The organism is Phenylobacterium sp. (assembly GCF_036963605.1).
Classification (GTDB): domain Bacteria; phylum Pseudomonadota; class Alphaproteobacteria; order Caulobacterales; family Caulobacteraceae; genus Phenylobacterium.
This window is the reverse complement of the sequence record NZ_JBALUY010000022.1, coordinates 1-26,199: the sequence shown is the minus strand read 5'-3', so window position 1 is coordinate 26,199 and position 26,199 is coordinate 1. Positions and strand designations below refer to the sequence as shown.

27 protein-coding genes are annotated in these 26,199 nt (G+C 68.2%); 11 read left to right on the top strand and 16 right to left on the bottom strand.

Translation table 11 applies throughout. The annotated features are described in order from the left end of the window. Positions 1 to 3: 3 nt before the first annotated feature. Positions 4 to 438, bottom strand: coding sequence for a hypothetical protein (locus V7702_RS06140; RefSeq protein WP_335649257.1), 435 nt, complete (start codon positions 436 to 438; stop codon positions 4 to 6). 112 nt (positions 439 to 550) lie between these two features. Here V7702_RS06140 and V7702_RS06135 point away from each other — a divergent pair, with 112 nt between their 5' ends. From V7702_RS06135 to V7702_RS06110, 6 genes are all read left to right on the top strand, one after another. Further along, positions 551 to 1,426, top strand: a complete 876-nt coding sequence (locus tag V7702_RS06135; RefSeq protein WP_335649256.1) for an SDR family NAD(P)-dependent oxidoreductase — start codon at positions 551 to 553, stop codon at positions 1,424 to 1,426. 135 nt (positions 1,427 to 1,561) lie between these two features. Beyond that, on the top strand, positions 1,562 to 2,248 hold the full coding sequence (locus V7702_RS06130; protein ID WP_335649255.1) for a ParA family protein: 687 nt from the start codon (positions 1,562 to 1,564) through the stop codon (positions 2,246 to 2,248). Positions 2,249 to 2,415: 167 nt separating this feature from the next. Then, positions 2,416 to 3,033: a 30S ribosomal protein S4 gene (gene rpsD / locus V7702_RS06125; protein ID WP_335649254.1), complete on the top strand. Its 618-nt coding sequence runs from the start codon at positions 2,416 to 2,418 to the stop codon at positions 3,031 to 3,033. Between the two features lie 131 nt (positions 3,034 to 3,164). Then, positions 3,165 to 3,872: a DUF899 family protein gene (locus V7702_RS06120; RefSeq protein ID WP_335649253.1), complete on the top strand. Its 708-nt coding sequence runs from the start codon at positions 3,165 to 3,167 to the stop codon at positions 3,870 to 3,872. Between the two features lie 153 nt (positions 3,873 to 4,025). Then, positions 4,026 to 5,045 carry a TerC family protein gene (locus V7702_RS06115; protein ID WP_335649252.1) on the top strand — a complete coding sequence of 340 codons (1,020 nt, stop codon included), beginning with the start codon at positions 4,026 to 4,028 and terminating at the stop codon, positions 5,043 to 5,045. Between the two features lie 60 nt (positions 5,046 to 5,105). Then, positions 5,106 to 5,483, top strand: a complete 378-nt coding sequence (locus V7702_RS06110) for a hypothetical protein (RefSeq protein ID WP_335649251.1) — start codon at positions 5,106 to 5,108, stop codon at positions 5,481 to 5,483. A gap of 2 nt (positions 5,484 to 5,485) precedes the next feature. Here the strand turns inward: V7702_RS06110 and V7702_RS06105 are convergent, their stop codons facing one another. The 7 genes from V7702_RS06105 to V7702_RS06075 all read right to left on the bottom strand — a co-directional run bounded on the left by V7702_RS06105 (position 5,486) and on the right by V7702_RS06075 (position 11,059). Beyond that, a complete protein-coding gene (locus V7702_RS06105) occupies positions 5,486 to 6,076 on the bottom strand; it encodes a DUF4126 domain-containing protein (protein WP_335649250.1) in 591 nt (196 codons plus the stop codon). A 53-nt stretch (positions 6,077 to 6,129) separates the two neighbouring features. Further along, on the bottom strand, positions 6,130 to 6,549 hold the full coding sequence (locus V7702_RS06100) for an acyl-CoA thioesterase (protein WP_335649249.1): 420 nt from the start codon (positions 6,547 to 6,549) through the stop codon (positions 6,130 to 6,132). Then, positions 6,546 to 6,887 carry a Grx4 family monothiol glutaredoxin gene (gene grxD / locus V7702_RS06095; protein ID WP_300576416.1) on the bottom strand — a complete coding sequence of 114 codons (342 nt, stop codon included), beginning with the start codon at positions 6,885 to 6,887 and terminating at the stop codon, positions 6,546 to 6,548. Before grxD ends, V7702_RS06100 begins: the two co-directional genes overlap by 4 nt. Before the next feature lie 75 nt (positions 6,888 to 6,962). Beyond that, a complete protein-coding gene (locus tag V7702_RS06090; RefSeq protein WP_335649248.1) occupies positions 6,963 to 7,850 on the bottom strand; it encodes a hypothetical protein in 888 nt (295 codons plus the stop codon). Between the two features lie 12 nt (positions 7,851 to 7,862). After that, a complete protein-coding gene (locus V7702_RS06085) occupies positions 7,863 to 8,096 on the bottom strand; it encodes a BolA family transcriptional regulator (RefSeq protein ID WP_335649247.1) in 234 nt (77 codons plus the stop codon). A 96-nt stretch (positions 8,097 to 8,192) separates the two neighbouring features. After that, positions 8,193 to 10,052, bottom strand: coding sequence for a monovalent cation:proton antiporter-2 (CPA2) family protein (locus V7702_RS06080; RefSeq protein WP_335649246.1), 1,860 nt, complete (start codon positions 10,050 to 10,052; stop codon positions 8,193 to 8,195). 113 nt (positions 10,053 to 10,165) lie between these two features. Further along, positions 10,166 to 11,059, bottom strand: a complete 894-nt coding sequence (locus tag V7702_RS06075; protein ID WP_335649245.1) for an NAD(P)/FAD-dependent oxidoreductase — start codon at positions 11,057 to 11,059, stop codon at positions 10,166 to 10,168. 134 nt (positions 11,060 to 11,193) lie between these two features. On the opposite strand from V7702_RS06075, the gene V7702_RS06070 reads away from it, so the two are divergent. Further along, positions 11,194 to 11,637 (top strand): Rrf2 family transcriptional regulator, encoded by a 444-nt coding sequence (locus tag V7702_RS06070; RefSeq protein ID WP_335649244.1) that lies wholly within the window; start codon positions 11,194 to 11,196, stop codon positions 11,635 to 11,637. 44 nt (positions 11,638 to 11,681) lie between these two features. On the opposite strand, the gene V7702_RS06065 is transcribed toward V7702_RS06070, so the two are convergent. The 3 genes from V7702_RS06065 to V7702_RS06055 are packed head-to-tail and all read right to left on the bottom strand — an operon-like array spanning position 11,682 to position 14,753. Next, entirely contained in the window at positions 11,682 to 12,515 is an 834-nt protein-coding gene (locus V7702_RS06065; RefSeq protein ID WP_335649243.1) for an SDR family oxidoreductase, read from the bottom strand. Between the two features lie 10 nt (positions 12,516 to 12,525). Continuing rightward, the gene (locus V7702_RS06060) at positions 12,526 to 13,830 is read right to left on the bottom strand and encodes an MFS transporter (protein WP_335649242.1); all 1,305 of its coding nucleotides are present in this window, start codon (positions 13,828 to 13,830) and stop codon (positions 12,526 to 12,528) included. Beyond that, a complete protein-coding gene (locus V7702_RS06055; RefSeq protein ID WP_335649241.1) occupies positions 13,827 to 14,753 on the bottom strand; it encodes an SDR family oxidoreductase in 927 nt (308 codons plus the stop codon). The genes V7702_RS06060 and V7702_RS06055 overlap by 4 nt, the downstream gene beginning before the upstream one ends. A 172-nt stretch (positions 14,754 to 14,925) precedes the next feature. Here V7702_RS06055 and V7702_RS06050 point away from each other — a divergent pair, with 172 nt between their 5' ends. Then, positions 14,926 to 15,858: an AraC family transcriptional regulator gene (locus tag V7702_RS06050; RefSeq protein WP_335649240.1), complete on the top strand. Its 933-nt coding sequence runs from the start codon at positions 14,926 to 14,928 to the stop codon at positions 15,856 to 15,858. A 4-nt stretch (positions 15,859 to 15,862) separates the two neighbouring features. Here V7702_RS06050 and V7702_RS06045 read toward each other — a convergent pair whose 3' ends face one another. Further along, on the bottom strand, positions 15,863 to 16,642 hold the full coding sequence (locus V7702_RS06045; protein WP_335649239.1) for a class I SAM-dependent methyltransferase: 780 nt from the start codon (positions 16,640 to 16,642) through the stop codon (positions 15,863 to 15,865). Between the two features lie 117 nt (positions 16,643 to 16,759). Here V7702_RS06045 and V7702_RS06040 point away from each other — a divergent pair, with 117 nt between their 5' ends. Continuing rightward, positions 16,760 to 17,755 (top strand): LLM class flavin-dependent oxidoreductase, encoded by a 996-nt coding sequence (locus V7702_RS06040; RefSeq protein WP_335649238.1) that lies wholly within the window; start codon positions 16,760 to 16,762, stop codon positions 17,753 to 17,755. On the opposite strand, the gene V7702_RS06035 is transcribed toward V7702_RS06040, so the two are convergent. Beyond that, positions 17,752 to 18,156: a VOC family protein gene (locus V7702_RS06035; RefSeq protein ID WP_335649237.1), complete on the bottom strand. Its 405-nt coding sequence runs from the start codon at positions 18,154 to 18,156 to the stop codon at positions 17,752 to 17,754. The genes V7702_RS06040 and V7702_RS06035 overlap by 4 nt on opposite strands. Before the next feature lie 80 nt (positions 18,157 to 18,236). Here V7702_RS06035 and V7702_RS06030 point away from each other — a divergent pair, with 80 nt between their 5' ends. Next, positions 18,237 to 18,986, top strand: coding sequence for a ZIP family metal transporter (locus tag V7702_RS06030; RefSeq protein ID WP_335649236.1), 750 nt, complete (start codon positions 18,237 to 18,239; stop codon positions 18,984 to 18,986). Positions 18,987 to 19,025: 39 nt separating this feature from the next. Here V7702_RS06030 and V7702_RS06025 read toward each other — a convergent pair whose 3' ends face one another. Next, positions 19,026 to 20,261, bottom strand: coding sequence for a serine hydrolase domain-containing protein (locus V7702_RS06025; protein ID WP_335649235.1), 1,236 nt, complete (start codon positions 20,259 to 20,261; stop codon positions 19,026 to 19,028). A gap of 127 nt (positions 20,262 to 20,388) precedes the next feature. On the opposite strand from V7702_RS06025, the gene V7702_RS06020 reads away from it, so the two are divergent. Continuing rightward, the gene (locus V7702_RS06020; protein ID WP_335649234.1) at positions 20,389 to 20,880 is read left to right on the top strand and encodes a CinA family protein; all 492 of its coding nucleotides are present in this window, start codon (positions 20,389 to 20,391) and stop codon (positions 20,878 to 20,880) included. On the opposite strand, the gene V7702_RS06015 is transcribed toward V7702_RS06020, so the two are convergent. Together V7702_RS06015 and V7702_RS06010 are read right to left on the bottom strand one after the other, a co-directional pair. Next, positions 20,877 to 22,697 carry a DUF885 domain-containing protein gene (locus V7702_RS06015; protein WP_335649233.1) on the bottom strand — a complete coding sequence of 607 codons (1,821 nt, stop codon included), beginning with the start codon at positions 22,695 to 22,697 and terminating at the stop codon, positions 20,877 to 20,879. The genes V7702_RS06020 and V7702_RS06015 overlap by 4 nt on opposite strands. A gap of 118 nt (positions 22,698 to 22,815) precedes the next feature. Beyond that, complete coding sequence (locus V7702_RS06010) at positions 22,816 to 25,878, bottom strand: TonB-dependent receptor plug domain-containing protein (RefSeq protein ID WP_335649232.1); 3,063 nt, start codon at positions 25,876 to 25,878, stop codon at positions 22,816 to 22,818. Positions 25,879 to 26,199: the final 321 nt, after the last annotated feature.

Here is a 26,199-nt window from a genome sequence, read left to right as displayed (position 1 = left end):
GCTCTAGCCCTGGAAGCCTGCGGGCGACGGCTGGGCCGGGCAGGCATAGGTGACGGTGAAGGTCTCCGGGCCGGCCGGCGTCTCCACCACCACCGAGGCGTCGTCGACGGGCTCGGCGTCTTCAGCGCAGATCCGCAAGGCGCGGGCGCCGGTCCAGGCGATCCCCAGGCTGCGGACCGAGTCCAGGGTGGCGAAGGCGGTCTCTGCGCCGCTCTCATGGCGCAGGCTCAGTTCGGCGCCCAGGCCCGGGCGCAGGGTCAGGCCGCCGCCTGTAAAGGTCACGTCGAGCATGAACTGCCCGTCGGGGCTTGGAGTCTCCATATCGTCGGGGGTCGACACCAGGCAGCCTGACAGCAGGAGCGCCGTCAGGCTCAGGGATGCGAAACCGCCACGTCCAGGCATCTGCTTCATCTCCAGAGAATGGCTGAGTCCCGGCATGGTTGCCGCCGCGCCCGACCGTGCCTCATGATGAAAGAACGTCGTCTTGCGAGGCGGCAAACGAGGCGTCGCGGCGATCCCGCCGGCAGCCGCCCAGCTTCTGGAGGATGACATGGCCCATTCCGATACGACGCCCTCGCGCCGCGCCTTGATCGCCGGTGGGATGGGCCTGGCCGCCGCGGCGGCCCAATCGGCCGCCGCCGCCGACCTGAAGACCCCGCCGGAGGGCGCGACCGCCCTGGCTCGGAATGGCCGCTTCGCCGGCAAGGTGGTGCTGATCACCGGGGCGACCTCCGGCATCGGCCGGGCGACGGCCAAGGCCTTTGCCCTGGAGGGCGCCAAGGTGATGTTCTGCGGTCGCCGCGAGGCCCTGGGCGCCGAGGTTCAGGCCGAGATCCGGGCCGCCGGCGGCGAAGCCATCTATCGGCGGGCCGATGTGCGGGTCGAGGCCGATGTGGCCGCCCTGGTGGCGGCCTGCGTCGAGACTTTCGGGGGGCTCGACATCGCCTTCAACAATGCTGGGATCGCGGGGCGGGCCGGCGACATGGGCGCGGACTTCGACTGGGCGGTCCACAACGACATCATGGCTACCAATCTCGAGGGCGTGATCCGCTGCGCCAATCACGAAATCCCGGCCATGAAGGCCCGGGGCGGCGGGTCGATCATCAATACTGCCTCGGTCATGGGCTATGTGGGCTCCGGCCCCATCATGTCCTACGCCCTGTCCAAGGCTGGCGTGCTGAGCCTGACCCGCTCCACCGCCCTGCAGGTGGCCGGCGACAATATCCGGGTCAACGCCGTCTCGCCCGGTCCCATTGACACGCCGATGATGGGCGGCGGCGCGGCGCAGGCCTCCGGCGCCCGGACCCCGGCCGGCCGCGCAGGCCAGCCGGAGGAGATCGCCCACGCCGTCATGTATCTGGCTGACAGCGCCGCCAGCTACGTGACCGGCGAGGACCTTCGGGTCGATGGCGGGGTCCGCGCCTGAGGCCTGCCCATGGCCGACAGACCCGCACGGCCTGACGCTTTCCGACAGGGCGCCCGTCCCGGTGGCGCCGGCTCGCCCATGGGGACGTCTTGATCCTGTGGATAAGTTGGGCCTAGGGTTTTGGCGGGGGCGATCATGAAAACCATCGCAGTCATTTCCCGCAAAGGCGGCGCCGGCAAGACGACGGTGGCGGTCAATCTGGCGGCGGCCCTGCGCGAACAGGGCGCGCGCGCGGTGCTGGCCGACGCTGATCCGCTGCGGTCCTCCAGCGAGGCGCTTCGGGCCCATAGCCTGTCGGTGGTGGAAACCTCGGCCTCCAAGCTGTTCGCCCTGACGACGGCGTCCCGGCGCAGCGGCGGGGACCTGCTGATCATCGACACCCCGGCCGCTCCGGAGGGCGATGTCGTCGCCGCCATCAAGGTGGCCGACCTGTGCCTGGTGGTCAGCCGCCCCACCTATCTCGACGTGGCCGCGGCCCTGAAGACCCTGGAACTCCTCCGCCAGCTTCGCGCCAGTGGCCTGATCGTCCTGAACCAGTGCCCCTCGGCGCGGCAGGGGCGGGAGCCCAGCCAGGTGTCCTCGACCCTGGACGCCCTGCGCTTCGCCGGCGTCCCCGTGGCGGCGGCGCCCCTGCGGGTGCGGCAGGCCTATCAGTCGGCCCTGTCGGAAGGGCAGGGGGTCACCGAATGGGAGCCCCGTGGTCAGGCCGCCATCGAGGTTCGCGCCCTGGCCGAGATCGTACGGCGGAAGGTTCTGGGCGAACTTCCGTCTCGCCCGGCCAATGACGCCATGGCCCTGTCCGCCATGGCCGCAAGGCCTTAGCCCCCCGGTCACCTTGACTCCCGCGGTCCCGGTGGGCATACACCGCGCCTTCACACCGGCGGGCGACTGCGCGGTGCGAAGACCATTACGGGTGATACGGGCCCCGCCGTTGAGATCGCGCCTCCACTCTCGGAAGCGCCGGGCCGTGTCGATGATGAAGAGTGTTCATGACCAAGCGTCATTCCGCGAAATACAAGCTCGACCGCCGCATGGGCGAGAACATCTGGGGCCGCGCCAAGTCGCCGGTGAACCAGCGTTCCTACGGCCCCGGCCAGCATGGCCAGCGCCGCAAGTCCAAGGTTTCTGACTTCGGCCTGCAGCTGCGCGCCAAGCAGAAGCTCAAGGGCTATTACGGCAGCCTGACCGAAAAGCAGTTCAGCCGCACCTATACCGAGGCTGCGCGCCGCAAGGGCAACACCTCGGAAAACCTGATCGCCCTGCTGGAATCGCGCCTGGATGCGGTGGTCTACCGCGCCAAGTTCGTCCCCACCGTGTTCGCCTCGCGTCAGTTCGTGAACCACGGCCACGTGACTGTGAACGGCAAGCGCGTGAACATCCCGTCCTATCGGGTGAAGCCCGGCGACGTGGTCGAGGTGCGCGAGCGCTCGCGCAACATGGCCCTGGTTCTGGAAGCCCAGGCTTCGGGGGAACGTGACGTTCCCGACTATATCGAAGTCGACGCCAAGGGCCTGTCGGCCCGCTTCATCCGCGCCCCGGAACTGGCCGAAGTGCCCTATCCGGTGAAGATGGAACCGAACCTCGTGGTCGAATTCTACGCCTCCTAAGGCGGTCGATCTGTGAAAGCGACAAGAAGGCCCCGGCGAAAGCCGGGGCCTTTTTCGTGGCCGCTGGGGCGAGGGATGTCGGAACGCCCGGAGGACGTCCGTCCTAGGGGAAACCCAAGGAGGGAACCGCCATGGACGCCAAGATCCCGACCCTGGTCCCAGCTCAGGACCTGGCCCGCGACAATCCGATCCGTATCCCCAATGAGAGCGCGGACTATCGCGCCGCGCGCACGGCCCTGCTGGCCGAGGAAATCGAGCTGCGCCGGCATATCGAGCGGGTGGCGGCCCAGCGTCGGGCCCTGCCGCCCGGCGGGCCGGTGACCGGCGACTATCGGTTCGGAGGCGAGGCCGGAGTGATCGACCTGGCCGGCCTGTTCGGCCGCCACGACACGCTGGTCACCTATTCCTACATGTTCGGGCCACAACGGGCGCGGCCGTGCCCCATGTGCACCAACCTGCTGGACGCCTGGGAGGGGAACGCCGCCGACATCGACCAGAAGGTTTCCCTGGCGGTCATTGCGCGATCACCCATCGACCGGCTGACCGCCTGGAAAGCCGAGCGCGGATGGCGTGACCTGCGGCTCTTCAGCGATCTGACCGGAGCCTATTTCCAGGACTATCTCGGCCTGACGCCGGAGGGCGAGGAGGTTCCGGCGATCAACGTCTTCACGCGCCGCGATGGCGTGGTCCGCCACTTCTGGTCCGGTGAGATGACGAGCCCCGATCCAGGGCAGGATCCTCGCGGTGCGCCCGACCCCGCGCCGCTCTGGATGGTGCTCGACATGACGCCGGAGGGGCGAGGCGCCGACTGGTATCCCAGTTTGACCTATTCGACCTGAGATCGCCGCGCCCCCGTTGACGGGGCCGATCAGTCCTCCTATGTCCGCCGCTCGGTCCGGGCCCCTCTGGTCGCGACGGCGGTCGCGACGATGTCGGATCTTCACTCTCCAGACGCGGACGCGGCGTCGTGACTATGAGAGGTGCGGGGTCCGATGGACGCTCTCCTTATATTTTTACAAACGCCGTTTCTCGGTCAGGCCGCATGGCTCTGGCTGTTGTTCCTTGGGATCGTGCTCACGGTCCTGACCCTCGACCTGGGGGTTTTCAATCGTAAGGACCACGTCATTGGTCCGGCGGAATCGGTGAAGGCCGCGGCCGCCTATATCGCTATCGGCCTGAGCTTCGGCGCCTGGATCTGGTACGATCTCGGCTCGCAGAAGGCGGTGGAATACTACACCGGCTATCTCCTCGAGCTGACCCTGGCGCTCGACAACGTCTTCGTCATCTCGCTGATCCTGGCCTATTTCGCCGTGCCGCGGGAGCTGCAGCACCGGGTGCTCTTCTGGGGCATTCTGGGTGTGATCATCCTGCGGGCGATCATGATCGGCATCGGCGCGGCCCTGGTCGCGAACTTCGCCTGGGTGCTCTACATCTTCGGGGCCTTCCTGCTGTTCACCGGCGCCAAGATGCTCAAGGAGTCCTTCGCCAGCGACGCCGAAGAGGCCAAGGACCTGACCGACAACGCCATCCTGAAATGGCTGCGGGGCCATCTGCGGGTGACCGACGGCTTCCAGGGCTCGAAGTTCTTCGTGCGGCAGGCTGATCCGGTCAGCGGCAAGCTGATGCTGTTCGTCACGCCGCTGTTCCTGGCCCTGGTGCTGGTGGAGTTCGCCGACCTGGTCTTCGCCATCGACTCGGTGCCGGCCATCTTCGCCATCACCCAGGACCCCTACATCGTCTACACCTCCAACATCTTCGCGATCCTGGGGCTGCGGGCGCTCTATTTCGCCCTGGAGAACGCGGTCCACCGCTTCCACTATCTGAAGGTGGCGCTGGCTCTGGTGCTGGTGTTCATCGGCTTCAAGATCTTTGCGGGCGACCTGTTCTTCGGCGGCAAGTTCCCCGCCCCCTGGTCGCTGGGCATCACCATCAGCCTGCTGGCCGGCGGCGTGATCGCCTCGTTGCTCAAGGCCAAACGGCCCAAGGGGGAGGTCGAAGGCGGCGTAGGCTAAGCGCCGGTTTATCCACACTGGGGACTTTCCCTGGCCGCAGGGATGTGGCCGATAGGGGGCATGACGCGCCGCTTCCTGATGATGGCCTCGGTCGCCGCCCTGCTGGCCGGCTGCGCCACGGTTCCGCCGCCGCCGATCCTGGCTCCGTCCGGTCTTCCCCTGGCCGAACTGGAGCCGCTCTACGCCGCCGAGGCCGGCCGGCGGGAGCTGACGATCAAGGTGGCGTCCAACGGCTGCACCACCAAGGGCGACTTCGCCTTCTATGTGGAGCGGCAGGGCGAAGCGGTGACCCTGGCCTTTGGCCGCAAGCGGCTGGACGAATGCCGCTCGCTGGTGGCGGGGCATGTGTCGCTCACCTTCAGCTATGAGGAGCTTGGGCTGATGGCCCGCGATCCGGTCTTCCTGCTCAATCCGCTGATCGCCTGGCCCGGCCTCTGACCTCAGCCCGGTCGCAGGCGTGCGGCCTTGCGTTCGCGCCAGACGCGGGCCGCCCGCATCAGCATCAGGACGACAATGACCGCCACGAGGCCGGCGAGGCCAAAGGCGATGACCGGCAGGAACACCGCCAGGACGCTGAGCAGGCCGGAGAGCAGATCCTCCAGCAGAGACAGCACGGGATTGCCCAGGCCGCCGGTGGTGGCGGTGGAGATCGGCCGCACCGCAGCCCGGCTCCCGTGAAACCCGCCAGCGACGACGAGGCCGGCCAGCGCGCCGATCGCCGGGTGCATGTCGCTGAGCACATTCTGCTGGCTGGCGAAGAGGACGGCGCCGGCGATGGGACTGACCAGGGCGCCCAGGCCGTGCCAGGCGCTATCGACCGCCGGGATCTTGTCGGCGACGAAATCGACGACCGCCAGGACACCGATGACCGCCAGCACCCAGGGCTGGGTGAGCACGTCGAAGGGCTCGGCCAGGGAGACCAGGTCGGTGTAGCGGGCCACGAGGCCGACGGTGAGCAGGGGCACATAGGCGTTGAGGCCGGCGGCGCTGGCCAGACCGAAGGCCGAGAAGAGACTGGCGAAACCGTCCATGAACCGCCTCCTGGGACCCCATCATGCCGCAAGCGGCGCCAAGGCGCTAAACCTTAACCAAACCGGGCGATCAGCTCGGCTGGGACCCGGCGGGGACGGCCGGTCGACCTTTCGATCAGGCACCAGACGGTGCGGACCTGGGCGCACATGGCGCCGTCGGGGCCATCGATGCGCACGAATCGGTCGAAACGCGGCCCCTCGGCCTTGTCGGAAACCCAGGTGCGGCCGAGCGCCGTCTCGCCCGGCAGCAGGGCGCGGCGATAGTCCACCTCGTGGCGAAGGGCCACCCAGGCAAGCGCATCGGATTCGTCAGGGCCAGCGGCTGAGTCCCAATGGGCGATCGCGAGATCCTGCGCCCAGCCCAGATAGACCACATTGTTCACATGGCCATTGGCGTCGATGTCCGACGCGGTCGGCGTGAAGCTGCGGCAAAAGACCTGCCGCCCGGGTGGGGGCTCGAAGGCCCGACTCACGCAGCCAGGACGCCCTGCTGGCTGAGAAAGGGTTTCAGCTCGCCGTTCTGGAACATCTCGCGGACGATGTCGGCGCCGCCGACGAATTCGCCCTTCACATAGAGCTGCGGGATGGTTGGCCAGTCGGTGTAGGTCTTGATCCCGTCCCGCAGGCCGTCGTCCTGCAGCACGTCGACGCCGACGAAGTCCACGCCGAGATGGTCGAGGATCTGGACCACCAGGCCGGAGAAGCCGCAGCGGGGCTGTTCGGGCACGCCCTTCATGAACAGGACCACCTGATGGTCCTTCAGGGTCTTGGCGATGAAGTCGTGGGCGGGATCGGTCATGGCCTCGCTCATGGGAACGGCCTTTCGATGGGATCGGAGTCTTGAGGCACAGAGCTAGGGAGGCGGCGCCTTCTGGTCAATAGCTGCTCACGCCGAGCGGGCCTCGGCGGGCGTGTCGATCCGCGCCATTTCGATCTGGGCGGCGAGGCCCGTGGGCAGTTCGCGGTCGGGCACGGCGGCCAGGCGCTCGATCACCTCGGGGCGGTGGGCCTCGATCTGGACGCAGGCCAGGGCTGGCTCGGTGAGGGCGTAGGCGAGGCAGAGCTCGTCGGCCGCCCAGTTGCGAGTCTCGTGCAGGAAGGCATAGACGCCGACCGTGGCCGCGCTCGGCCCCGCGCGGCGGAAAAGCGCCGCCTTGGCTGCGACCTGGGCGGGCGGGCGGCACAGCTCCGGCGGAAAGGCGTCGAAGCCGGTGATCGACATGTTGAGGTGAGCCGCTTCGCGGATCCGGCGGCGGATGTGCCACCCGGACGTCAGGTTGAACGGTGAGCCCAGGGCGTCGAAGGCGCCGGTGGCCACCGCCTGGTCCACCAGGTCGCCAACGCCAGCCACACCGATCTGCAGCGCCAGTCCGGCGGCCCGGAGGTCGTCCAGGGTTGCAGCGCCTTCCGGCGTCAGGGCCGCATAGGCGGCCTCGTCCAGGGTCAGCAGGTCGAAATAGCCGGAGCCGGTCTGGTTCAGGCCTTCGCGGACGGCCTCCCGCAGATAGCGCCCATCGGTGGGGGTGCGGCCATCGCCGATGATCCGCCAGGCGACGAACAGCAGGCGGCGCTCGACCGCCTCCATCGCCTCCCGGAACCCGGCCGCCAGCGGAGCGACGCCGGCTTCGAGTTCAAAGGCGTTGATGCCGCATTCCATGGCGCAGACGGCCAGCGTCCGCCAGGCGCCAGGAGCCTGACTGCGGCCGGTGTCGCGTAGCAGCAGGCTCAGCGCCGAGACCACCTTGCCTGATATGCCGAACGGCCGGTAGCGCATGGCCTCCCCGCCCTAGCCTGGAACCGAGGTCTCAAGGGCCAGCGCGTGCAGTTCGCCGCCCATCTTGCCTTTCAGAGCGGCATAGACCAGCTGGTGCTGGCGCACCCGCGGCAGGCCCTTGAAGGCGTCAGATATGATGCGCGCGCGGTAGTGGTCGCCGTCGCCGGCGAGATCCTCGATGGCGATCTGGGCGTCGGGAAAGGCCTCGCGCAGCGAGGTTTCCAAATCAGCCTGGGTCATGGGCATGGGCGCACGCTCTCTTCCGACAGGGTTTATGGGGCGGAATGGGTTAACGCCCCCATAGCGCATGCGGCGCCGATAGACCACGGACGGGCGGACGCCTCAGGCGGTCGGCTCGGTCTCGCGACTGGCGGCCTTCTCGGCGATGAGGCCGGCGGCCTCGGGATTGATCGCCTGAGCTTCTCGGCGGGGTTTCGAGAAGGGCGTCGGCTGCGGCGTCACCATATTGCCGCGCATCATGCCGCGCCCCGCCTCGATGCCGCCGACCAGCTGCGCCTCGAACCGCGCCTCGTCGCTGCGGCGGACCTCGACGATGGTTTCGGCGGCGTCCTCCGGCTCGACGCCCAGGTCGAGCAACAGGCGCTCGCCCATGGCCACCGCCGACTCGAAGGTTTCGCGGATCTGGAAATCGACCCCGGCCTGGGTCAGGCGCATGGAATGGCCGCGGTCATAGGCCCGCACGAACAGCTTGGCGTGGGGAAACTCGGACTTCACCAGCTCGACGATGTGATCGGCCACCTCGGGCTTGTCGACGCCGATCATGATCGCCTCGGCCGTCTCGGCGCCCGAGGCGCGCAGCACATCGAGGCGCGCGCCATCGCCGTAATAGACCTTGAAGCCGAAATTGGCGGCGGCCTGGATCATCTCCACGTCGTTCTCGATCAGCGCGATCTCGAAGCCTCGGGCCAGCAGCGGCTGGCTGACCACCTGGCTGAAGCGGCCAAAGCCGATCAGCAGGATCTGGCCCTGCAGGCCATTGGCCTCTTCGATCCCATCCATGGAGAGCTTCAGCCGGGGCGTCAGGCGATCCAGCAGGATGATCACCACGGGGGTCAGCGCCATGGAGAGGATGACGATGGCGGTCATGATGGCGCTGATGCGCGCATCGATCACGCCGCCGGCGAGGGCCGCGCCATAGAGGACAAAGGCGAACTCGCCCCCTTGCGCAAACAGGGCCGCCCGCTCGATCGACTCCCGGGGACTGGCCCGGAACAGGCGGGCGACGGCGTAGATGCCCGCCGCCTTGATGACCATGAAGGCCAGCACTCCTCCGGCGATCAGCGCCCAGGACTCCGCGACCACGGCGAGGTTGAGGGACATGCCGACGCTGATGAAGAACAGGCCGAGCAGGATGCCGCGGAAGGGCTCGATGTCGGCCTCCAGCTGGTGGCGGAAGGTGGATTCCGAGAGCAAGACGCCGGCCATGAAGGCGCCCATGGCCATGGAAAGACCGCCCCAGTCGAGGAACATGGCCGACCCCAGCACCACCAGCAGGGCTGCGGCCGTCATGATCTCCCTCGCCCCTGTTCGCGCCAGCAGGCCAAAGAAGGGGTTGAGCAGCCAACGCCCGGCCGCCAGCAGGGCCGTCAGGGTTCCGACCGCCATGAGGATGGAGAGCCAGACTGGCCGGGCGGCCTCCACGGCCTGACCCGACAGCGAGGCCAGCACGGCCACCAGGGCCAGCAGGGGAACCACGGCCAGGTCTTCCAGCAGCAGGATCGAAACCGCCCGCTGACCGGCGGGGCTGTTGGTCTGGCCGCGCTCGTCCAGCATCTTCATGATCACGGCGGTGGACGACAGCACAAAGCCGCTGGCCCCGATCACCGCGGCGACCAGGGGCAGGCCGGCCAGGACGCCCAGACCCGAGAGCAGGGCGGCGCAGACCAGGACCTGGGCGGCGCCGAGGCCGAAAATCTCCCGCCGCAGGTTCCACAGCTTGGCGGGCCGCATCTCCAGGCCGATGATGAACAGAAACATCACCACGCCGAGCTCGGCCACATGAAGAATGGTCTCGGGCTCGGAGATGAAGGCCAGGCCGAACGGGCCGATCAGCAGGCCGGCCGCCAGATAGCCCAGCACAGAGCCGAGCTGCAGCCGGCGAAACAACGGCACGGCGATGACCGCGGCGCCCAGCAGCACCACGGCGTGGCCAAGGTTTAGTCCCGCTGCGTCCGTCGCCATGTGATCTCCTGTCCTCGCCTGGACCCATTGCGCCAAGGTCGCGGGGCCTTGTCCAGCGACCTGGGGCCGCGGGAGCCGTTCGGCCCCCTCATGGCCGGGCTTTGACCGGCTGGCTAGAAGATTAGCGACTGATGCGCGCCGATGCCGGCCATGACGCCGGCGGCCGAGGCCAGGGTGGCGTTGTGCATCGGGCTGGCGACGTCGCCGGCGCTGTAGACGCCGGGCAGGGTGGTCTGCTGGCCGGTTTCCAGTTTCACGTGCGGCCCGGTCATGCCGTCCTCGAAGGCGCAGCCGAGCTGTTCGGCCAGGGGGCTGGCCGGCGCGGTCTTCGGCGCGGTGAAGATGGCTTCCAGCGGCGCCACGCGGCCATCGGCCAGGCGGACCGCGGCGATCTCCTGACCCTCCCCCAGCACCGCGACGATGGGCGTGGTCTCCGCCTGCACCCCGCGGCCGGCGAGCTTGGCGGCGAGGTCGGCGTCGATCTCCATTAGCCCCTGCGTGAAGAAGGTGGTCGGCCCCCAGTCGGGCAGCATCAGGGCCTGGTGGGCCGCCATGGGATGGTTGGCCAGGACGCCGATGCGGCGGTCGCGCACCTCATAGCCGTGGCAATAGGGGCAGTGCATGACGCTGACGCCCCACCGCTCGGCCAGGCCTGGAATGTCGGGCAGGGTGTCGGCGACCCCGGTGGCCAGGATCAGCCGGCGGGCGGCATGAACCGCGCCATCCTCCATCTCCACCTCGAACCGGTCGAGCTCGCCCCGGGCCGCCGCCGCGTGGCCATGGACGAAATCCACGGTGGGATAGGCGCTGAGCTGGCGCAGGGCTTCGCGCATGATGGCGGCGGGCGCTGCGCCGTCCTGGCCGAGGAACCCGTGGGAAGCCTCGGCGAAGCGGTTACGGGGCAGGCCTGCGTCGATCATCAGGATTGGCCGTCGCGCCCGGGCAAGCTGCAGGGCCGCCGACATGCCGGCGAAGCCGCCGCCGATGATGATGACGTCGTAGGACATGGGAACTCCTGATCTTTGCTCGCGGCCTTTCTTGCCGCTTCAGAAGTTACATGATGGGGCTTGAGGGCATATCACGCAACTCCTGTTGTTCCGAGAATTATGGCCTATGCTGGAGGACGAACCGGAGAGTCCCGATGCGAAGCGACAGCCGCCTCTCGCGCATGCTGCACGCCCTGATCCATATGGACCGCCACGACGGCGCAATGACGTCCGAGCACCTGGCCCAGATGCTCAGCACCAATGCCGTGGTGGTCCGCCGCACCATGGCGGGGCTGCGCGACCAGGGCATCGTGCGCTCTGAAAAAGGCCACGGCGGCGGCTGGGCGCTCAACCGCACCCTGGCCGAGGTGAGCCTGCTGGACATCTACCGCGCCCTGGGCGACCCACGCCTGTTCGCCATCGGCCTGGCCGACGACGACCCCCGCTGCCTGGTGGAACAGGCCGTCAACGCCGCCGTCGCCGACACCCTCTCCGCCGCCGAGGCTCTTGTCATCGCCCGGTTCGGCGAGGTGACGCTGGCCGACATCGCGCGGGACTTCGACGGGCGGTCTGCGGAGGTGATGAAGGGGGCGAGCTGACGGAGTCTTGGCCTGTCCCGTCAACAGCTCCGAGGCCGAGATGGTCAGAAGAAGCCGCCGTTGGCGAAGACCAACTGCCCGTTGATCCATTCGCCGTCGTCCGAACAGAGCACGGCGATGGCGTTGGCCACGTCCTGGGGTTCGCCGATCCGGCCATAGGGTGTCGCCTCGGCCGCCTGGCGTCTGAGAGGCTCGGGAACCCGGAACAGGTCTGTGTTGGTCGGTCCTGGCGCCAGGGCGTTGACCGAAATCCGGCGGCCGGCCAGCTCCTTCGCCAGCGAGCCGCTGAGCATTTCCTGCGCGGCTTTCGTAGCCGCGTAGGGACCATGGGTGGCCCGCTTCTGCGTCATCGAGGTCGAGGCCAGGCTGATGATGCGGCCCCCGTCTCGGGTGCGTCGCGCCGCCTCGCGCAGCACGTTGAAACCCCCCTTCAGATTGGTGGCGATCATCCGGTCGAACGCTTCGTCCGTCATCTGAGCCAGCGGTGCGATGTTCATGATGCCGGCGTTGCTGACCACCACATCGACGCCCCCGAAGGCGCGTTCGTTCGCCTCGAACAAGGCGTGCACGGCGCCGGGATCGGCGACATCGGCCTGATGGGCGATCGCGCGCCCGCCTGTCGCCTCGATGTCCGCAACCACCTGGGCGGCGAGATCGCGATTGGTGAGATAGTTCACGGTCACGGCGAAACCGTCCTGCGCGAGGCGTTTCGCCGTCGCAGCGCCAATGCCTCGGGAAGAACCCGTGACGATGGCGGTCCGGCCGGCGCCGGGCGAGACCGAGGCGTGGCTGTTGGTCTGGGCTGAAGCGCCGCTGGCGACGGCGAGGGGGGCTGCGGCGGCCAGGGCGATCAGGGAACGGCGCGAAGTCTCTGACATGAGTGTCTCCTTAGGTTGAATGCGAGAGGCGCAGGATATCGGCGGGCGCGGCGCCCAGTTGAGCTGCGATGCGCTGATCGGCGATCAGGCAGGCCAGGCCGGCGAGGACGACGCCCGACGGCGCAATCAGCAAGCCGAACCCCAGGCTGTTCGACAGCCCGGAGCTGGCGACCGCGTCGCTGACCATTCCGACGAGGACAGGGCCGAGGGCCGGTCCCAAGAGGCCCGACGCGATCATCATCAGGCTGGAGGCCAGGGCCTGCCGGCCGGGTCCCGCCACCAGATGCGCCGCGCCGAAGGCCCAGGGCAGAAGGAAGGCGAAGGCGAACATGCCGGGCGTGAACAGGGCGATCGACATCCAGCCTTCCGGCGCGAACAGGCCCGCGGCCAGCGCCGGGGCGGCGATCAGCAGGGCGAGGGCCGGGGGACGCAGCACATGGCCCGTTCCCGACTGGGCGGCGCGGTCGAAGGCGCGGCCGCCGAGCAGGGTCCCGAGGACGCCCATCAGGCCCTGGAGCAGGCCGAAGGCGAGCCCGACCTCGCCGGCGGTGTACTCATGCGTGCGGATCAGGAAGGGGGCTGAGAAGGCGTAGAAGGGGGCCGTGCCGAAGCCGACGGCCACCCCGCCGGCCAGCAACCAGCGGAAGCCGGGCGCGGCGGCGAGCCGGAGCGCCGAGGCGAGGAACGGTTGGTTGTCGGCCTCGCTCCGAGGCGCGGGTGGGGTCGGGCGAATGACCAGCAGGGCCAGCAGGGCGGCGAGACCGCCAGCCGCTCCTGCCCCGATCAGGGCGGCGCGCCAACCCAGGGTGTCGGCCATCGCGCCACCGGCCGCGAAACCGACCATGGTGCCCAGCGGAATCCCCATGGAGAAGAGGCCGATGGCCAGGCCCCGGCGCTCAGGTGGGACGAGACGGACGATCAGGGCGTGGCCGGAAGGGATGGCCCCGGCCTCGCCGAGGGCGACGCCGAACCGGGTCAGCGCCAGGAACAGGAAGCTTGCCGCCATGCCCCCAAGCGCCGTCATCGCGCTCCAGACCACCAGGCAGATCAGCAGGACCAGCCGGGGCGAGCCGCGGTCGGCGGCGCGCGCCAGGGGAAGGGACAGCAGGGTATAGCAGACGGCGAAGGCGACGCCGGTCAGCAGGCCGATCTGGGTGTCGGACAGTGACAGGTCGGTTTTGATCGCCTCGGCCAGGATAAACGGCAGAATCCGATCGATCTGGCTGATCGCATTGATCAGCAACAGGATCGCCAGGAGTGCGGGGAGTCGCCAGCCACGGGCATACTGCGTGTGCATGGAATTGGAGCCCGTCATGGCTTCGCCGGGAATCTGACGCCGGTCAGGTCTTCCGAGACCTCCCACAGGCGATCGCAGGCGGCCTTGTCCGTCGCCGGCCGGGGAATGCGGGCTTCGGTCGGAAAGCCATTCAGTTCGGCCAGTCCGTCCGGGCCATAGTAGGCGCCGCCCTCGGCCGCCGACGCTGTCGCGGCGAAGAGTTGCGGCAGGGCGCCCTGGGGCACGGGCTGGAACATGAACCACAACAGGGCGCGCAGGGTGCGCCTGAGGCGGGTCGGTCCGCCGGGCGCGTTATAGAGGAGCCTGGTGCGCGAAACGCCTGGATGAGCGGCCATGCTCGTCACGCCCCAGCCACGGTCCTGGCTTCGGCGCTGCAGCTCCAAAGCGAACATGAGGCAGGCCAGCTTCGACTGAGCGTAGACAAGCATGGGGTTGTAGCCCCCGCCTGCCTGCAGGTCCGAGAAGTTGATCCGCCCCTGTCGAGCCGCGATGCTCGACACCGTCACCACCCGCGCCTGTCCCGCGTTCATCAGAAGCGGCAGCAGCAGGGCGGTCAGGGTGAAGTGGCCCAGATAGTTGGTCCCGAACTGCAGCTCGAAGCCGTCGGCCGTCTCCATCCGACGGGGCGGCGTCATCACCCCGGCGTTGTTGATCAGCAGGTCCAGCCCCTGGATCTGGTCGCGAAGCCGGGCGGCGAGCGCGGCGACCGAGCCGAGGTCGCCCAGGTCCACCGCCTCGAACCGGACCAGGGCCGAAGGGATCTCGCGCTTGATGCGCCCGATGGCTTCGGCCCCTGTCTCCGGATTTCGGCTGGCGACAATAACCTGAGCGCCAGCGCGGGCCAGCGCTCGGGCGGTCTCGAAGCCCAGACCGGCAGCGCCGGTCACGACAGCGGTCCGGCCCCTCTGCGGCGGGATGTCTTCGGCGGTCCAACGGCTCATGAGAGGCTCCGACTTCAGGACCGCCGGGGCGGTCGGTTGAGGTCCTCAAGCTCGTGCGAACGCCCGGAAAAGCGAATGTCGGAAGCGCCGCGTTTTTTGCCTGAAACTCCAGGTCGCCTTGCCGGAGCCTGATCAAGGGCGTAGCCCTTGGAGCGTGAAATGGGAGGCTCCGATGGCCAGCCGACTGACTGACGCAATCGCCGGAGTTCTTGACCGGCAAGGGGTTGAGAACGGGGGAATCGAGACAGCCGTGCCGGGGCTGCGGCTGATCCGAACTTATGGCTGCGTGCCGCCGAGGCACATGACCTATCGCCCTTCGCTATGCCTGATCGCCCAGGCGGCCAAGCGGGTGATGATCGGCGACAGCACCCTGACCTACGGCCACATGCAGTCCCTGGTGATTACGGTCGAGGTGCCGGTGCTCAGCGAGATCATCGACGCCACGCCGGAGAGGCCCTTTATCGGCGCGACCCTGGCGCTTGATCCCGACATCATTCTCGATGTGGTCACCCGGATGGAGAAGGCCGCCCAGCCCCGCGGCCCGGCGGGGCTCGGCCTGGTGGTCGAAGAGGTCGATGAGCGGATCGCTGCGGCCATGTTGCGCCTGATCGAGCTGGTGGAGCAGCCGGCCGCGGTCGACATTCTCTATCCCGGTGTCATGCGCGAGATCGCCTACTGGCTGCTGACCAGCCGCGCGGCGGCGAATGTCGCCCGCATGGTCCTGCCCGAGGGGCCGCCGCAGCGGATCGCCGTCGCCATCCATCACCTGCGGGAGCACTTTGATACGCCGCTCAGTGTGGCCGAGCTGGCAGGCCTCGCGGGCCTGAGCCCCTCGGCCTTCCATCAGCATTTCAAGGCGCTGACCTCCATGTCGCCCTTGCAGTACCAGAAGCATCTGCGCCTTCTGGAGGCTCGGCGCCGCATGCTGACCGAAGGCGAGCGGGCAGGCCCCGCCGCCTTCTCGGTGGGCTATGAAAGCGTGTCCCAGTTCAGCCGCGAATACGCCCGGATGTTCGGCGCGCCCCCACGGCGCGAGACCCAGCAGGCCCGTGAGAGCCTCGTGGCGAGCCGGGGCGCCTCCGCAGCCCTTGCCGAGGCCATGTGAGCGCCTAGCGCTTCGCCACGCCGATCAGGGCCGTGGACGGGATCGGAAGGATGGCGCGGCCTGCAGCCATCCGGCGGACCTCTGCCACTACGGCGCTCTTGTCGGCGTCGGTGAGGCTGGTCCAGTCCGGCGACATGCCAAAGAGCGTGTCAGGCTCATCCAGGGCGGCGACATCGAGCTCAAAGTCGAAGATTGCGGCCTGGATCTGCGGATCCGCAAATCCGGCGGTGACCATCTCGCGCGCGAAGTTCTCCGGTTCGCTCAGGGCTATGACCGCCTCGGGCATGCTCATCCCCTCGCGCCCCGGGAACAGGGTCCGGCGCACCTGGCTGAGCAGCAGGAAGGTGGCCGCGCCGCTGTCGCGCCAGGTGGCGATGACGCCATGACCGCCCGGGCGGGTGACCCGCGCCATCTCGGAAAGGCCCTTTCGCCAGTCCGGGAACATGATCACACCAAAGATCGAAAAGACCGCGTCGAACCCGCCGTCCGGCAGCGTCAACGCCTGGCCATTCATGACCCTGGCCTCAACATTGGGCAGGCCCTGAGCTGCAATGCGGGCGACCATGCCGGGCGAAAAGTCGGTCGCCAGCACCTGTGCGCCTGCCCGAGCCGCCTCCAGCGCCAATGCGCCGGTCCCCGCCGCTATATCGAGAACGCGGGCGCCGGGCGACAGGGCGACCATGGCCAGCGCGGCCTTGGCATATTTCGCCGTGAATGGGTGAGCGGTCCGCTCGTAGTGCTGCGCCGCCGTGTCCCAGTGGTCGGGGTCCTCAAATGCTCGCATCTCGCCGCTCCATCATGATACTTTAAAAGTAGCGTGATGTCGGGCGCTTGCCAATGGTGGTGTAGCTTCTCGGTGACCGGTCGAGCATTTCGGCCGCGCCCACCTATATAGCCCTCCATGATCCCGCTCTCAGTTCTCGACCTTTCGCCCATCCTGCAGGGCGGCAGCCCTGGCCAGTCGCTCCGTGACAGCCGCAACCTGGCCCGCGCCGCCGAGCGGCTGGGGTTTGCGCGCTACTGGATGGCCGAGCACCACAACATGACCGGCATCGCCAGTGCGGCGACCGCCGTGGCCCTGGCCTATGTGGGAGAGGGGACCTCGACCATACGGCTGGGGGCCGGCGGCGTCATGCTGCCCAACCATGCGCCGCTGATCATCGCCGAGCAGTTCGGCACGCTGGAAGCGATCTATCCGGGGCGGATCGACCTGGGCGTCGGCCGGGCGCCGGGGACCGACCAGGTCACCGCCCGGGCCCTGCGGCGCAATCTGGCCGGCGGCGTCGACCAGTTTCCGCAGGATGTGATGGAGCTAATGGCCCTGCTGGACGACGCGCAGCCGGGCCAGACGGTGCGCGCCGTGCCCGGCGTCGGGTCCAAGGTGCCGGTTTGGGTGCTGGGCTCCAGCCTCTATGGCGCCCAGCTGGCCGCCGCGCTGGGCCTGCCCTACGCGTTTGCCTCCCACTTCGCGCCGGCCATGATGGACCAGGCCGCGCAGATCTATCGCCAGCAGTTCAACCCCGCCCAGCCCGGCGACCAGCCGCGCCTGATGCTGGCGCTCAACCTGGTGGCGGCCGAGACCGACGCCGAAGCCAAGTACCTCTTCACCTCGCTGCAGCAGGCTTTCGTGAACCTGCATCGGGGCCAGCCCGGCCCTCTGCCGCCGCCGATCGACGATGCGGACGGCGCGTTGGCCGGCACGGTGGCCCCGGGCTCGCCGCTCTCCAAGGCGGTGGTCGGCGGGCCTGAGACCGTGCGCGCCGGCCTCGAACGGTTCGTGGCCGAGCACCGCCCCGACGAGATCATCATCACCGCCCAGATCTTCGATCAGGCCAAACGCGCCCGCTCCCTGGAGATCGCCAGCGCCGCCCGCGACGCCCTGGCCGCGGCGGCCTAAGCTGCCGTGCTGACCTCATCATAGCCGCGGTTGAGGAATTGGATCAGGCATAGGCCGTGGCCGAAGGGGTCGGCCAGCAGGGCGATCCTGCCCCAGACCTCAGTGCGCGCCGGCTGCTCCAGCGTGGCGCCGGCGTTCAGCGCGCGGGCCAGGGCGGCGTCGAGATCGTCCACCACCACGTCCATATGCACCGGCGTCCAGTGGCGGCGGTAGCGGCGAATGTCGTCCCCGGCGCCGATGGAGCCCTCGGGCTTCTCCAGCAGATAGAGCCGCACGGGGAGGCCTGACAGCTCAACCCCGCCCTGGCCAAAGCGGCGAGTGGGCCTCAGGCCGAGCGCCGCCACATAGAAGGCCTCGGCGCGGGCGAGGTCGGGCACATCGATATTGACCAGCAGGTCCATGGCTCGGCCGTTATCCGAGTTTGAGAGAGGCCGATGGTCGCGCGATCTTCTAGGATCGGGCAAGGGGAAGAGGAGACGACATGCTGGAGGCGGGCCTGTGGGGCCTTGTCGGGGGATCGGCCCTGATCCTGGGCGCGGTGCTGGCCTGGTTTCTCGATCTGCCCAAACGGCTGATCGCCGGCGTGATGGCGGCGGGTTCCGGCGTGCTGATCTCGGCGGTCGCCTTCGACCTGATGGACGAGGCCTTTGCGCAAGGGGGCCTGGTCGCTGCTGGCGGCGGATTCCTGGCCGGCGCCCTGGCCTATACCCTGGCCAATATCGCCGTCTCCCGCGCCGGCGCGCGGCATCGCAAGCGCTCGGGCTTCAATCCCGAAGAGTCGCAGGCCGCCTCATCCACTGCGGGCCTCGCCATCGCCATCGGCGCCCTGCTGGACGGCGTGCCGGAGTCGGTGGTGATTGGGGTCAGCCTGCTGGACGGGACCGGCGTCAGTCTGGTGACGGTGGCCGCGGTCTTCCTGTCGAACCTGCCGGAGGGCCTGTCTAGCGTGGCGGGGATGAAGCGGGCCGGGCGTTCGGCGGGCTATGTGTTCGGCGTCTGGGGCGCCATCGCCCTGGCGTCCGGGGCGGCGGCGATGCTGGGGCATGCGGCCTTGGCCGACGCGCCGGCCGAGGCGATCGCGGCGGTCACCGCCGTGGCGGCTGGCGCCATACTGGCCATGCTGGTGGACACCATGATCCCCGAGGCCACGGAGGAGGCGCACGAGGCGTCCGGCCTTATCGCCGTGGCGGGTTTCCTGGCCGCCTTCCTGCTGTCGAAGATGGCGGGATGAGCGACGGGGCCAGCGCAGGCCGGCCCCGTGCCCCTGGCCTCAGTCGGTGATGGCCGAATAGATCAGGCTCTTGAGCTGGCCGCGGAAGTTGAAGGTGCCGGACGGCATCAGCTGGGTCATGAAGACCAGCGTCAGGTCCTCCTTGGGGTCGACCCAGAAGATGGTCGAGGCCGCACCCCCCCAATAATAGTCGCCCACGCCCAGGGACCCGGTTTCCACCTGGCCCATGGTGGAGGCGAAGCCGAGGCCGAAGCCCACACCCTCATTGGCCGTCTCCGAGAAGGCGCCGATGGCCAGCTGGGTCAGATCCTTGCCGCCGGGCAGGTGGTTCATGTGCATCATTTCCAGGGTGCGCGGGCCCAGGATGCGATGGCCGTCCAGCTCGCCGCCCCGGCGCAGCATCTCGGTGAACCGGCCATAGTCGGCCACGGTGCCGGTCAGGCCGCCGCCGCCGGATTTGAAGCCGGGCTCGCGCACGAACTGGCTGTCGCCGCCCGGATCATCGATCAGCTTCAGCTTCTTGTCGGGGCCGCGCTGATAGTTGGCGCAGAACCGCTCGACCTTGTCCGGCGTGACGTGAAAGGCGGTGTCGACCATGCCCAGGGGCTCGAAGATCTCTTCCTTGAGGTACTGGTCGAACGGCTTTCCGGAGATGATCTCCACCAGCGCGCCGCAGATGTCGGTGGACAGCGAATACATCCAGCGCGTGCCCGGCTGATAGAGCAGGGGCACCTGGGCCAGCTTGTCCATGAACTCGTGCATGGAGTCGGCGCCGCCGACGGAGCGCACCTTCAGGCCGCGATAGATCCGGTCCACTGGATGTTGCTCGCCCACGCCTGGCAGGCCGCCGCCATAGGTGAAGCCGCTGGTATGAGTCAGGACGTCGCGGAAGTTCACCGGCCGGTGGGGCGCCTCGGTGACCATGTCGTCACCCTCGCCCGAGACCCAGACCCGATGGTTGCGCCAGGACGGCACGAACCGGCTGACCGGGTCGGTGAGCTGGAAGTAGCCCTTTTCGTACAGGGTCATGAGCGCCACCGAGGTGATCGGCTTAGTCATGGAATAGATGCGGAAGATGGCGTCGTCGCGCATCGGCTTGTTGCGCTCCACATCCATGGAGCCGAAGGCCTTCTCGTAGGCGATGTGGCCGTGACGGGCCACCTGCACCTGACAGCCGGCGATCTTCTGCGGCTCGATATAGTTGCGTTGCAGGTGGTCGGCGATGCGGTCCAGACGTGTGGCGTCCAGGCCCGTCCATTGTGATTGGGCGTCCATGTGAAAAATCCTCCCGAAAATCGCGGCGCTTCTAATTGGCGCCATCATGGGCCGGAGACGGCTTGCGGCCAAGACGTTCGTCGCCCGGGCCTGCTAGGTTCGGCGCGAAACAGGGAGTGAGACGAGCATGAGCAATCTGGCGGAACTGGCGGCGCAGGTGGGCGAGGCCCTGAAGGCGGGCGGACAGAAGGTGGCGGTGGCCGAGAGCTCATCCGGCGGCCTGATCTCGGCGGCCCTGCTCGCGGTGCCCGGCGCCTCGGCCTACTATCTCGGCGGGGCGGTGGTCTATACGGGCAAGGCCCGGATGAGCCTGCTGGAAATCCCGCGCGAGGCGGTGGCCGGCATGCGCTCGGCGTCCGAACCCTATGCGCTTTTGCTGGCGCGCACGGTTCGCGAGCGGTTCGGCGCCGACTGGGGCCTGTCGGAGACCGGCGCGGCCGGCCCCACCGGCAACGGCTATGGCGATCCGGCGGGCCACACCTGCATTGCGCTCTCTGGCCCCGTGGAGCTGGTCACCACCCTGCGCACCGGCTCAGACGACCGCCAGGCCAATATGGAAGCCTTCGCCGCCGCGGCGCTGGACCTGCTGCGCCGGGCGACGGAGACGGAGCCGCTTTAGGCCCGGCGGGCGGCGATGTGCCGGTCCACCACGCTCTCCAGAACGGTGAGCGGCATGGCGCCTGACAGCAGGGTGGCGTCGTGGAAGGCCGGCAGGGCGAACTGGTCGCCCAGCTGCGTCTTGGCCTTCTCCCGCAAGCGAAGCCAGGTGAGCTTGCCGACCATGTAGCTGCAGGCCTGGCCTGGCCAGACGCTGTAGCGTTCGATTTCGGTGGCCGCCGAGCTGGTCGGGCTGCCATCGATGCTGGTCATGGTCTCGATGGCCTTTTCCCGGCTCCAGCGCTTGGCGTGCATGCCGGTGTCGACCACCAGACGCGCGGCCCGGAACAGGGAGGCCTGGATCTGGCCGAGCTCGCCCAGGGGGTCGTTCTCATACATGCCCATCTCCAGGGCCAGCTGCTCGGAATAGAGCGCCCAGCCCTCGCTATAGGGTGAGAAGCCGGCGATCTTGCGCAGCATCGGCAGGTCGGCCTCCTGCTGCAGGGAGCGCTGCAGATGGTGGCCGGGAATGGACTCGTGATAGGTCAGCGTCTTCAGCGTCCAGCTGGGGTTCTCGGCGGAGTCCCGCAGGTTGATCCAGTAGATGCCGGGCCGTGAGCCATCGAGCGCAGGGCGATTGTAATAGCCGCCGGGCGCGCCAGCCTCGATGAACTTGGGCACACGGCGGATCTCGACGGCGGCCTGGGGCAGGGCGTCGAAGGCCTGGGGCAGGCGCGGGGTGATCTCGCGGACCTGGGCGTTCAGGTCGGCGATCAGCTGCTCCTTGGCCTCGTCGGTGTCGGCATAGAGGTATTTCGGGTCCTTGAAGAGGGCCTGGATCCGCTCGCCGACCGTGCCCCGGGTCAGGCCTTGGCCCTGCAGGATCGTCTCGGCACGGGCCGACAGGGCGCGGGCCTGCTCCCAGCCCAGCTCGTGGATCTCATCCGGGGTCAGGGTGGTCGTGGTCGAGCTCTTCAGGGCGTCGCGGTAATAGGCATCGCCATCGGGCAGGCGCCAGCAGCCGGCGTCGTGGACGGCCTGAGGCTGCAGCGATCGCACCCAGGCGATCTGCCGATCCAGGGCCGGGATGACCTTCTCCAGATAGATGGCGCTGGCCTGGGCGGCATAGTCGCCCTCGATCCCCTTGGCGCGAGCCCGATCGGCGACGGAGGTCACCAGAGGGGAGGCGGCCGGATCGCCCTTCAGGCCTTCCATCTGGGTGAGCGCCCGCTCCAGGGCGAAGTCCGGCGGGATGACGCCGAGGCCGGCGTCCCGACGGCTGCGCTCGGTCTCCTGGTCCATGACCTCGGCAAACTGGGTGAGGCGGGCGAGATAGGCGTCGGCGTCGGCCTTGGTTTCGATCCCGTGCTGGGTGCCAAGGAAGTCCGGCACGTCCTGATAGGCGCCGTTCAGCTGCGAGATCACATAGGGATCACCGGCGCCGGCGTCCCCATAGGCGTAGCGGCTGTTGGCTTCGGCGTCGGCGGCGGTGGTGAACATCACCGCGTCGTAGTGGGGCAGCTCTGAAGCGCTCAAGGCGTTGCGGTCGATCGCCTTCAGGCGGACCAGATTGGCCGCGTTGCGCGCCTTGGCCTCATTGAGGGCGGTGATCGAGGCCGGCGTCAGCTGCGCCTTGGCCGCCATGCGCGGGCCTTGGTGAAGACCCAGCCGGGTCACCATCTCCGGCGAATGGTCCAGCATCTCGCCGAAGATCTGGTCGAACAGAGCCCGCAGGCGCTGGTTCTCAGCGTTCAGGGCCGTCCCGACCTTGGGCTGGGCGTGGGCGCCGGTGGCCAGGGCGGCGGCCGCGGCGGCGGTCAGGAAGGTTCTGCGATCCATGGGCGAACTCATAGGGAAGGGGCTGGGATTGGGCCGAGCCTAGCATGGCCTTTTGGCCTCAGAACGAGAAAGGGCGGCCGCATGCGACCGCCCTCCCTCGCCCCGCAGGCATGAAAGCCTAGAAGCTGCTCTTCATACCCACATAGAAGTAGCGACCCACGGGACCGACGGGCGAGGCGCCCTCGGTGAAGGCCGCAGCCCCCGTGGACGCCGTACCGGTGGAGCCGCGATCGGGCAGCTGGTTGGTGAAGTTGTTGACCCCGGCATAGGCCTGGTAGCGATCCCGGAAGGTGTACTGGACCTGGATGTCGTGGGTTTCCCGCGGCGACCAGTTCCAGTAGCCGTCCGGCACATAGTTCGGGTTGGAAGCCCGGCGCTCGTCGGTGAAACGCTTGGTCTCGTCGAACCAGTTGAAGCCGTAATTGACCATCAGGTCGTTCCACAGCCAGGTCACGTCGAAGTTCGCCTGCCACTTGGGCGCGCCGGCGAAGCCGAGCTCGCTGGAGGCCTCGGCGCCGTCGATCTCCACGAACTCCAGCTTGGTCAGCCGGTTGGCCACCAGGTTGAACTGGAAGGTGCCGACGTCGCGCTCGACGCCGAAATCCACCGGGTTCAGCAGGTACTGCATCGAGAAGTCGAAGCCGGCGGTCTCATATGACGAGACGTTCACCGAATACTCCTGGAAGGAGTCAACGAACTGGCTGTTCGGATCGCGGGTGAACAGGCCGCAGAAGTCGTTGGGCTGCTCCAGGTCGTAGCAGCTCTCGATGATGGTGTTGGCGGTGAAGAGGTTCACCGCATCGGTGAGGGTGATGCGGTAATAGTCCAGCGACATGGAAAGCCCCGGCGCGAAGCGCGGGGTGAAGACCAGGCCCAGGGTCTGGGTGTCGCCGGTCTCGGCCTTCAGGTCCGGATTGCCGCCGACGACGCCCTCCACCGACGACGACGTGGTGTTGATGAACTCCACCTGCGTCGGATCGAAGCCCAGGGCGGCGGTGCAGTTGGCGACGCGGAATTCCGTGCCGGCTTGGACGTTGTCGCTTTCGCAGGGGTCGGTGATCGTTCGGAAGGTCTGGGTCTGCGGCAGGAACAGTTCGCTGATATTGGGCGCGCGCACCGCCCGGGCCCGGCTGCCGCGGATCATCAGGTCCGGCGTCACCCGCCACTGGGCGCCGATGTTCCAGGTGTCGGTCGTGCCGATCGTGGAATAGTCGGAGAACCGGTAGGCGAGGTTCAGGTCGAAGGAGTCCACCAGCGGCAGGTCGCGGACGACGGGAATGGCCAGTTCGCCGAACAGTTCGTGGACCTCGAACTCGCCGGTCTCCACCGCGCCCTGGCCCAGCCAGGTGACGTCATAGCCGAGCTGAGCGCCCAGCAGTTCGTCGTCCGACGGCGTGTCGGTGCTCTTTTCCTTGCGGTACTCGGTCCCGAGCACGAAGCCCACCGGACCGGCCGGCAGGGAGAAGGCCTGCGAGGAATCGCCGGTGATGTAGGCGCTGAACACCTGCTGCTCGATCTTGGCGCTGGAGGTGGCCTCGTCGTTGATCCAGGCGGCGGCTTCCGGAGAAATGCCGCCTTCGCCGAAGATGTTGATCGGTACGCAGCCGCTGGCCTGGCCGCCGCCCACATAGACGCTGTTCCACGCATCGGCGTCGACGGGGGTTCCAAACTGGTCGCCGTCGGGGATGGCTGAGGGATCGAGGGTGGAGCGGCAGACGATGTTGCCCGAGTTCGGGTCCCGCACCGCATCGATGGCCGCAAACCAGCGCAGATTGTTGCGGTTGTTGAGCTCGGTGTTGGATTCCTTGGTCTGACCGTAGGTGTAGGAGACGTTGTAGGCCACCGAGGGTGACAGATCGCCCTCGAAGCCGATCACGCCGCGGAAGGTCTCGCGCTCGATCTCGCGGCGCACATTGCCGAGATCGAAATTGTCACGGGCCACCAAAACGCCCGGCGTCGGCAGCCACGTTCCCGCTGCCGCCGTGCCGCCCGGCGCCAGGGCGTCGGCGCGGATGGAGGCCGGGATATAGGGATTGTCGATCGGAACCAGGATCCCATAGTCGAAGGTCGGCTGGGATTTGAAGCTGGTCTTGGCGTTGTTGTACTTGAAGTCGGCGAACATCCGGTGGTTCGGCATGATCTCGAACATGCCGCCCACATAGCCGGTCCAGCGCTCCAGGCCCGGGACCAGTTCGGTCTGGAAGAGGTCCAGCGGCGTGCCTGAGCCGCCCAGCATCGAGAAGCCGCCGGTATAGATGCCATCCTGCCAGGGCGTTCCGTCCCCCTGGAAGCTCACGCCCGACAGGGTGGGGCCGAAGCCAGCGCGGGTATAGACGCCGCCGCCCAGGGCGGTGTCGATGTAGCGGCCGTCCCGGGCGAAGACGAGGTCGGTGTCGCCCCAATCGGCGCGATCGACGCCGGGGTTCTCGTCAGGATAATCGGCCGGGTTGTCGACCAGGGTCTCGCGCTGGCCGACGCGGGAGAAGTCGCGGTCCTGCGGGTCTATGGCATCGCGGTTGGAGTATTCCAGACCGACGGTGAGATTGGCCCGGCCGTCCATGAAGTTGCGGCCGCCGAGCGCGGAGATGAAGCTCTCCTCACCGCCGCCCAGGTCCGACCAGCCGTACTGGGCGCGGACATCCAGGCCGTCGAAATTGCGCTTGGTGATGAAGTTGACGACGCCAGACACGCCATCGGCGCCATAGATGGCCGAGGCCCCGCCGGTCAGCACCTCGACCCGGTCGATCAGGGCGACGGGAATGGCGTTGGTGTCGACGGCGGCCGAGCCCGCCTGGCCGGCGACGTGGCGGCGTCCGTCCACCAGCACCAGGGTGCGCTTGGTCCCCAAGTTGCGCAGGTTCAGCAGGTTGAGGCCGACGCTGCCGCGGTCGGCGGCGTTGGACAGGGCCTGGGTATCGGTGGAGCCCACCAGGGCCGGGTAGTTCTCCATCAGGTCGGTGACGTTGGTGACGCCCGAGCGCTCGATAGCCTCGCCGGTGAGCGTGCTGACCGGATTGGGGGAGACGAAGTCCTGCAGCCGGATGCGTGAGCCGGTGACCACCAGCTCCTCGACGGCGACAGCGTCGTCCTGGGCGAAGGCGGCCTGTGGCGCGGCCAGAGCGGCGACGGCCGCGGCGCTGGAAAGCAGGGTCGTGGCTAGGAGATGGATCTTGGTCGGCATCGGCTCGTCCCATGAAAGGTTCGTTTGCCGAATTTTCGATCATGGAAGGTTTGGCCTTGCCCACCCCATCAGGGCTCAATGTGGCGCGAACTTGCCGAAGTTCGCACAAAACAACCCTTTTTCCGCCAGCTGTGCGGCGCCATTGCCACAGGGTGACGGAACTGCGTCATCTGTGTGACGGCCACCTTGTGAGGAAAAGCTTAGCTATATCGGTGGCTTAAGGTGGAGCTTGTTTGTGTGTCGGCCAGGCGCCGTCTGGGAGCCGCCCGGTAGAAAATGCCTGTCCGTCAGCGCCGCTTTCCCAACTCCGCGGCGATGTCC

Excerpts from the sequence above, each read along its gene's own strand:
- V7702_RS06135 (WP_335649256.1), top strand. The coding sequence starts at position 551 with ATGGCCCATTCCGATACGACGCCCTCGCGCCGCGCCTTGATCGCCGGT.
- V7702_RS06020 (WP_335649234.1), top strand. The coding sequence starts at position 20,389 with ATGAGCAATCTGGCGGAACTGGCGGCGCAGGTGGGCGAGGCCCTGAAG.
- V7702_RS06025 (WP_335649235.1), bottom strand. The coding sequence starts at position 20,261 with ATGGACGCCCAATCACAATGGACGGGCCTGGACGCCACACGTCTGGAC.
- V7702_RS06070 (WP_335649244.1), top strand. The coding sequence starts at position 11,194 with ATGCGAAGCGACAGCCGCCTCTCGCGCATGCTGCACGCCCTGATCCAT.
- V7702_RS06105 (WP_335649250.1), bottom strand. The coding sequence starts at position 6,076 with ATGGACGGTTTCGCCAGTCTCTTCTCGGCCTTCGGTCTGGCCAGCGCC.
- V7702_RS06045 (WP_335649239.1), bottom strand. The coding sequence starts at position 16,642 with ATGCGAGCATTTGAGGACCCCGACCACTGGGACACGGCGGCGCAGCAC.
- V7702_RS06140 (WP_335649257.1), bottom strand. The coding sequence starts at position 438 with ATGCCGGGACTCAGCCATTCTCTGGAGATGAAGCAGATGCCTGGACGT.
- V7702_RS06035 (WP_335649237.1), bottom strand. The coding sequence starts at position 18,156 with ATGGACCTGCTGGTCAATATCGATGTGCCCGACCTCGCCCGCGCCGAG.
- V7702_RS06055 (WP_335649241.1), bottom strand. The coding sequence starts at position 14,753 with ATGAGCCGTTGGACCGCCGAAGACATCCCGCCGCAGAGGGGCCGGACC.
- V7702_RS06090 (WP_335649248.1), bottom strand. The coding sequence starts at position 7,850 with ATGCGCTACCGGCCGTTCGGCATATCAGGCAAGGTGGTCTCGGCGCTG.
- grxD (WP_300576416.1), bottom strand. The coding sequence starts at position 6,887 with ATGAGCGAGGCCATGACCGATCCCGCCCACGACTTCATCGCCAAGACC.
- V7702_RS06110 (WP_335649251.1), top strand. The coding sequence starts at position 5,106 with ATGACGCGCCGCTTCCTGATGATGGCCTCGGTCGCCGCCCTGCTGGCC.
- V7702_RS06060 (WP_335649242.1), bottom strand. The coding sequence starts at position 13,830 with ATGACGGGCTCCAATTCCATGCACACGCAGTATGCCCGTGGCTGGCGA.
- V7702_RS06050 (WP_335649240.1), top strand. The coding sequence starts at position 14,926 with ATGGCCAGCCGACTGACTGACGCAATCGCCGGAGTTCTTGACCGGCAA.
- V7702_RS06075 (WP_335649245.1), bottom strand. The coding sequence starts at position 11,059 with ATGTCCTACGACGTCATCATCATCGGCGGCGGCTTCGCCGGCATGTCG.
- V7702_RS06080 (WP_335649246.1), bottom strand. The coding sequence starts at position 10,052 with ATGGCGACGGACGCAGCGGGACTAAACCTTGGCCACGCCGTGGTGCTG.
- V7702_RS06015 (WP_335649233.1), bottom strand. The coding sequence starts at position 22,697 with ATGGATCGCAGAACCTTCCTGACCGCCGCCGCGGCCGCCGCCCTGGCC.
- V7702_RS06085 (WP_335649247.1), bottom strand. The coding sequence starts at position 8,096 with ATGCCCATGACCCAGGCTGATTTGGAAACCTCGCTGCGCGAGGCCTTT.
- V7702_RS06115 (WP_335649252.1), top strand. The coding sequence starts at position 4,026 with ATGGACGCTCTCCTTATATTTTTACAAACGCCGTTTCTCGGTCAGGCC.
- V7702_RS06030 (WP_335649236.1), top strand. The coding sequence starts at position 18,237 with ATGCTGGAGGCGGGCCTGTGGGGCCTTGTCGGGGGATCGGCCCTGATC.
- V7702_RS06040 (WP_335649238.1), top strand. The coding sequence starts at position 16,760 with ATGATCCCGCTCTCAGTTCTCGACCTTTCGCCCATCCTGCAGGGCGGC.
- V7702_RS06010 (WP_335649232.1), bottom strand. The coding sequence starts at position 25,878 with ATGCCGACCAAGATCCATCTCCTAGCCACGACCCTGCTTTCCAGCGCC.
- rpsD (WP_335649254.1), top strand. The coding sequence starts at position 2,416 with ATGACCAAGCGTCATTCCGCGAAATACAAGCTCGACCGCCGCATGGGC.
- V7702_RS06120 (WP_335649253.1), top strand. The coding sequence starts at position 3,165 with ATGGACGCCAAGATCCCGACCCTGGTCCCAGCTCAGGACCTGGCCCGC.
- V7702_RS06065 (WP_335649243.1), bottom strand. The coding sequence starts at position 12,515 with ATGTCAGAGACTTCGCGCCGTTCCCTGATCGCCCTGGCCGCCGCAGCC.
- V7702_RS06130 (WP_335649255.1), top strand. The coding sequence starts at position 1,562 with ATGAAAACCATCGCAGTCATTTCCCGCAAAGGCGGCGCCGGCAAGACG.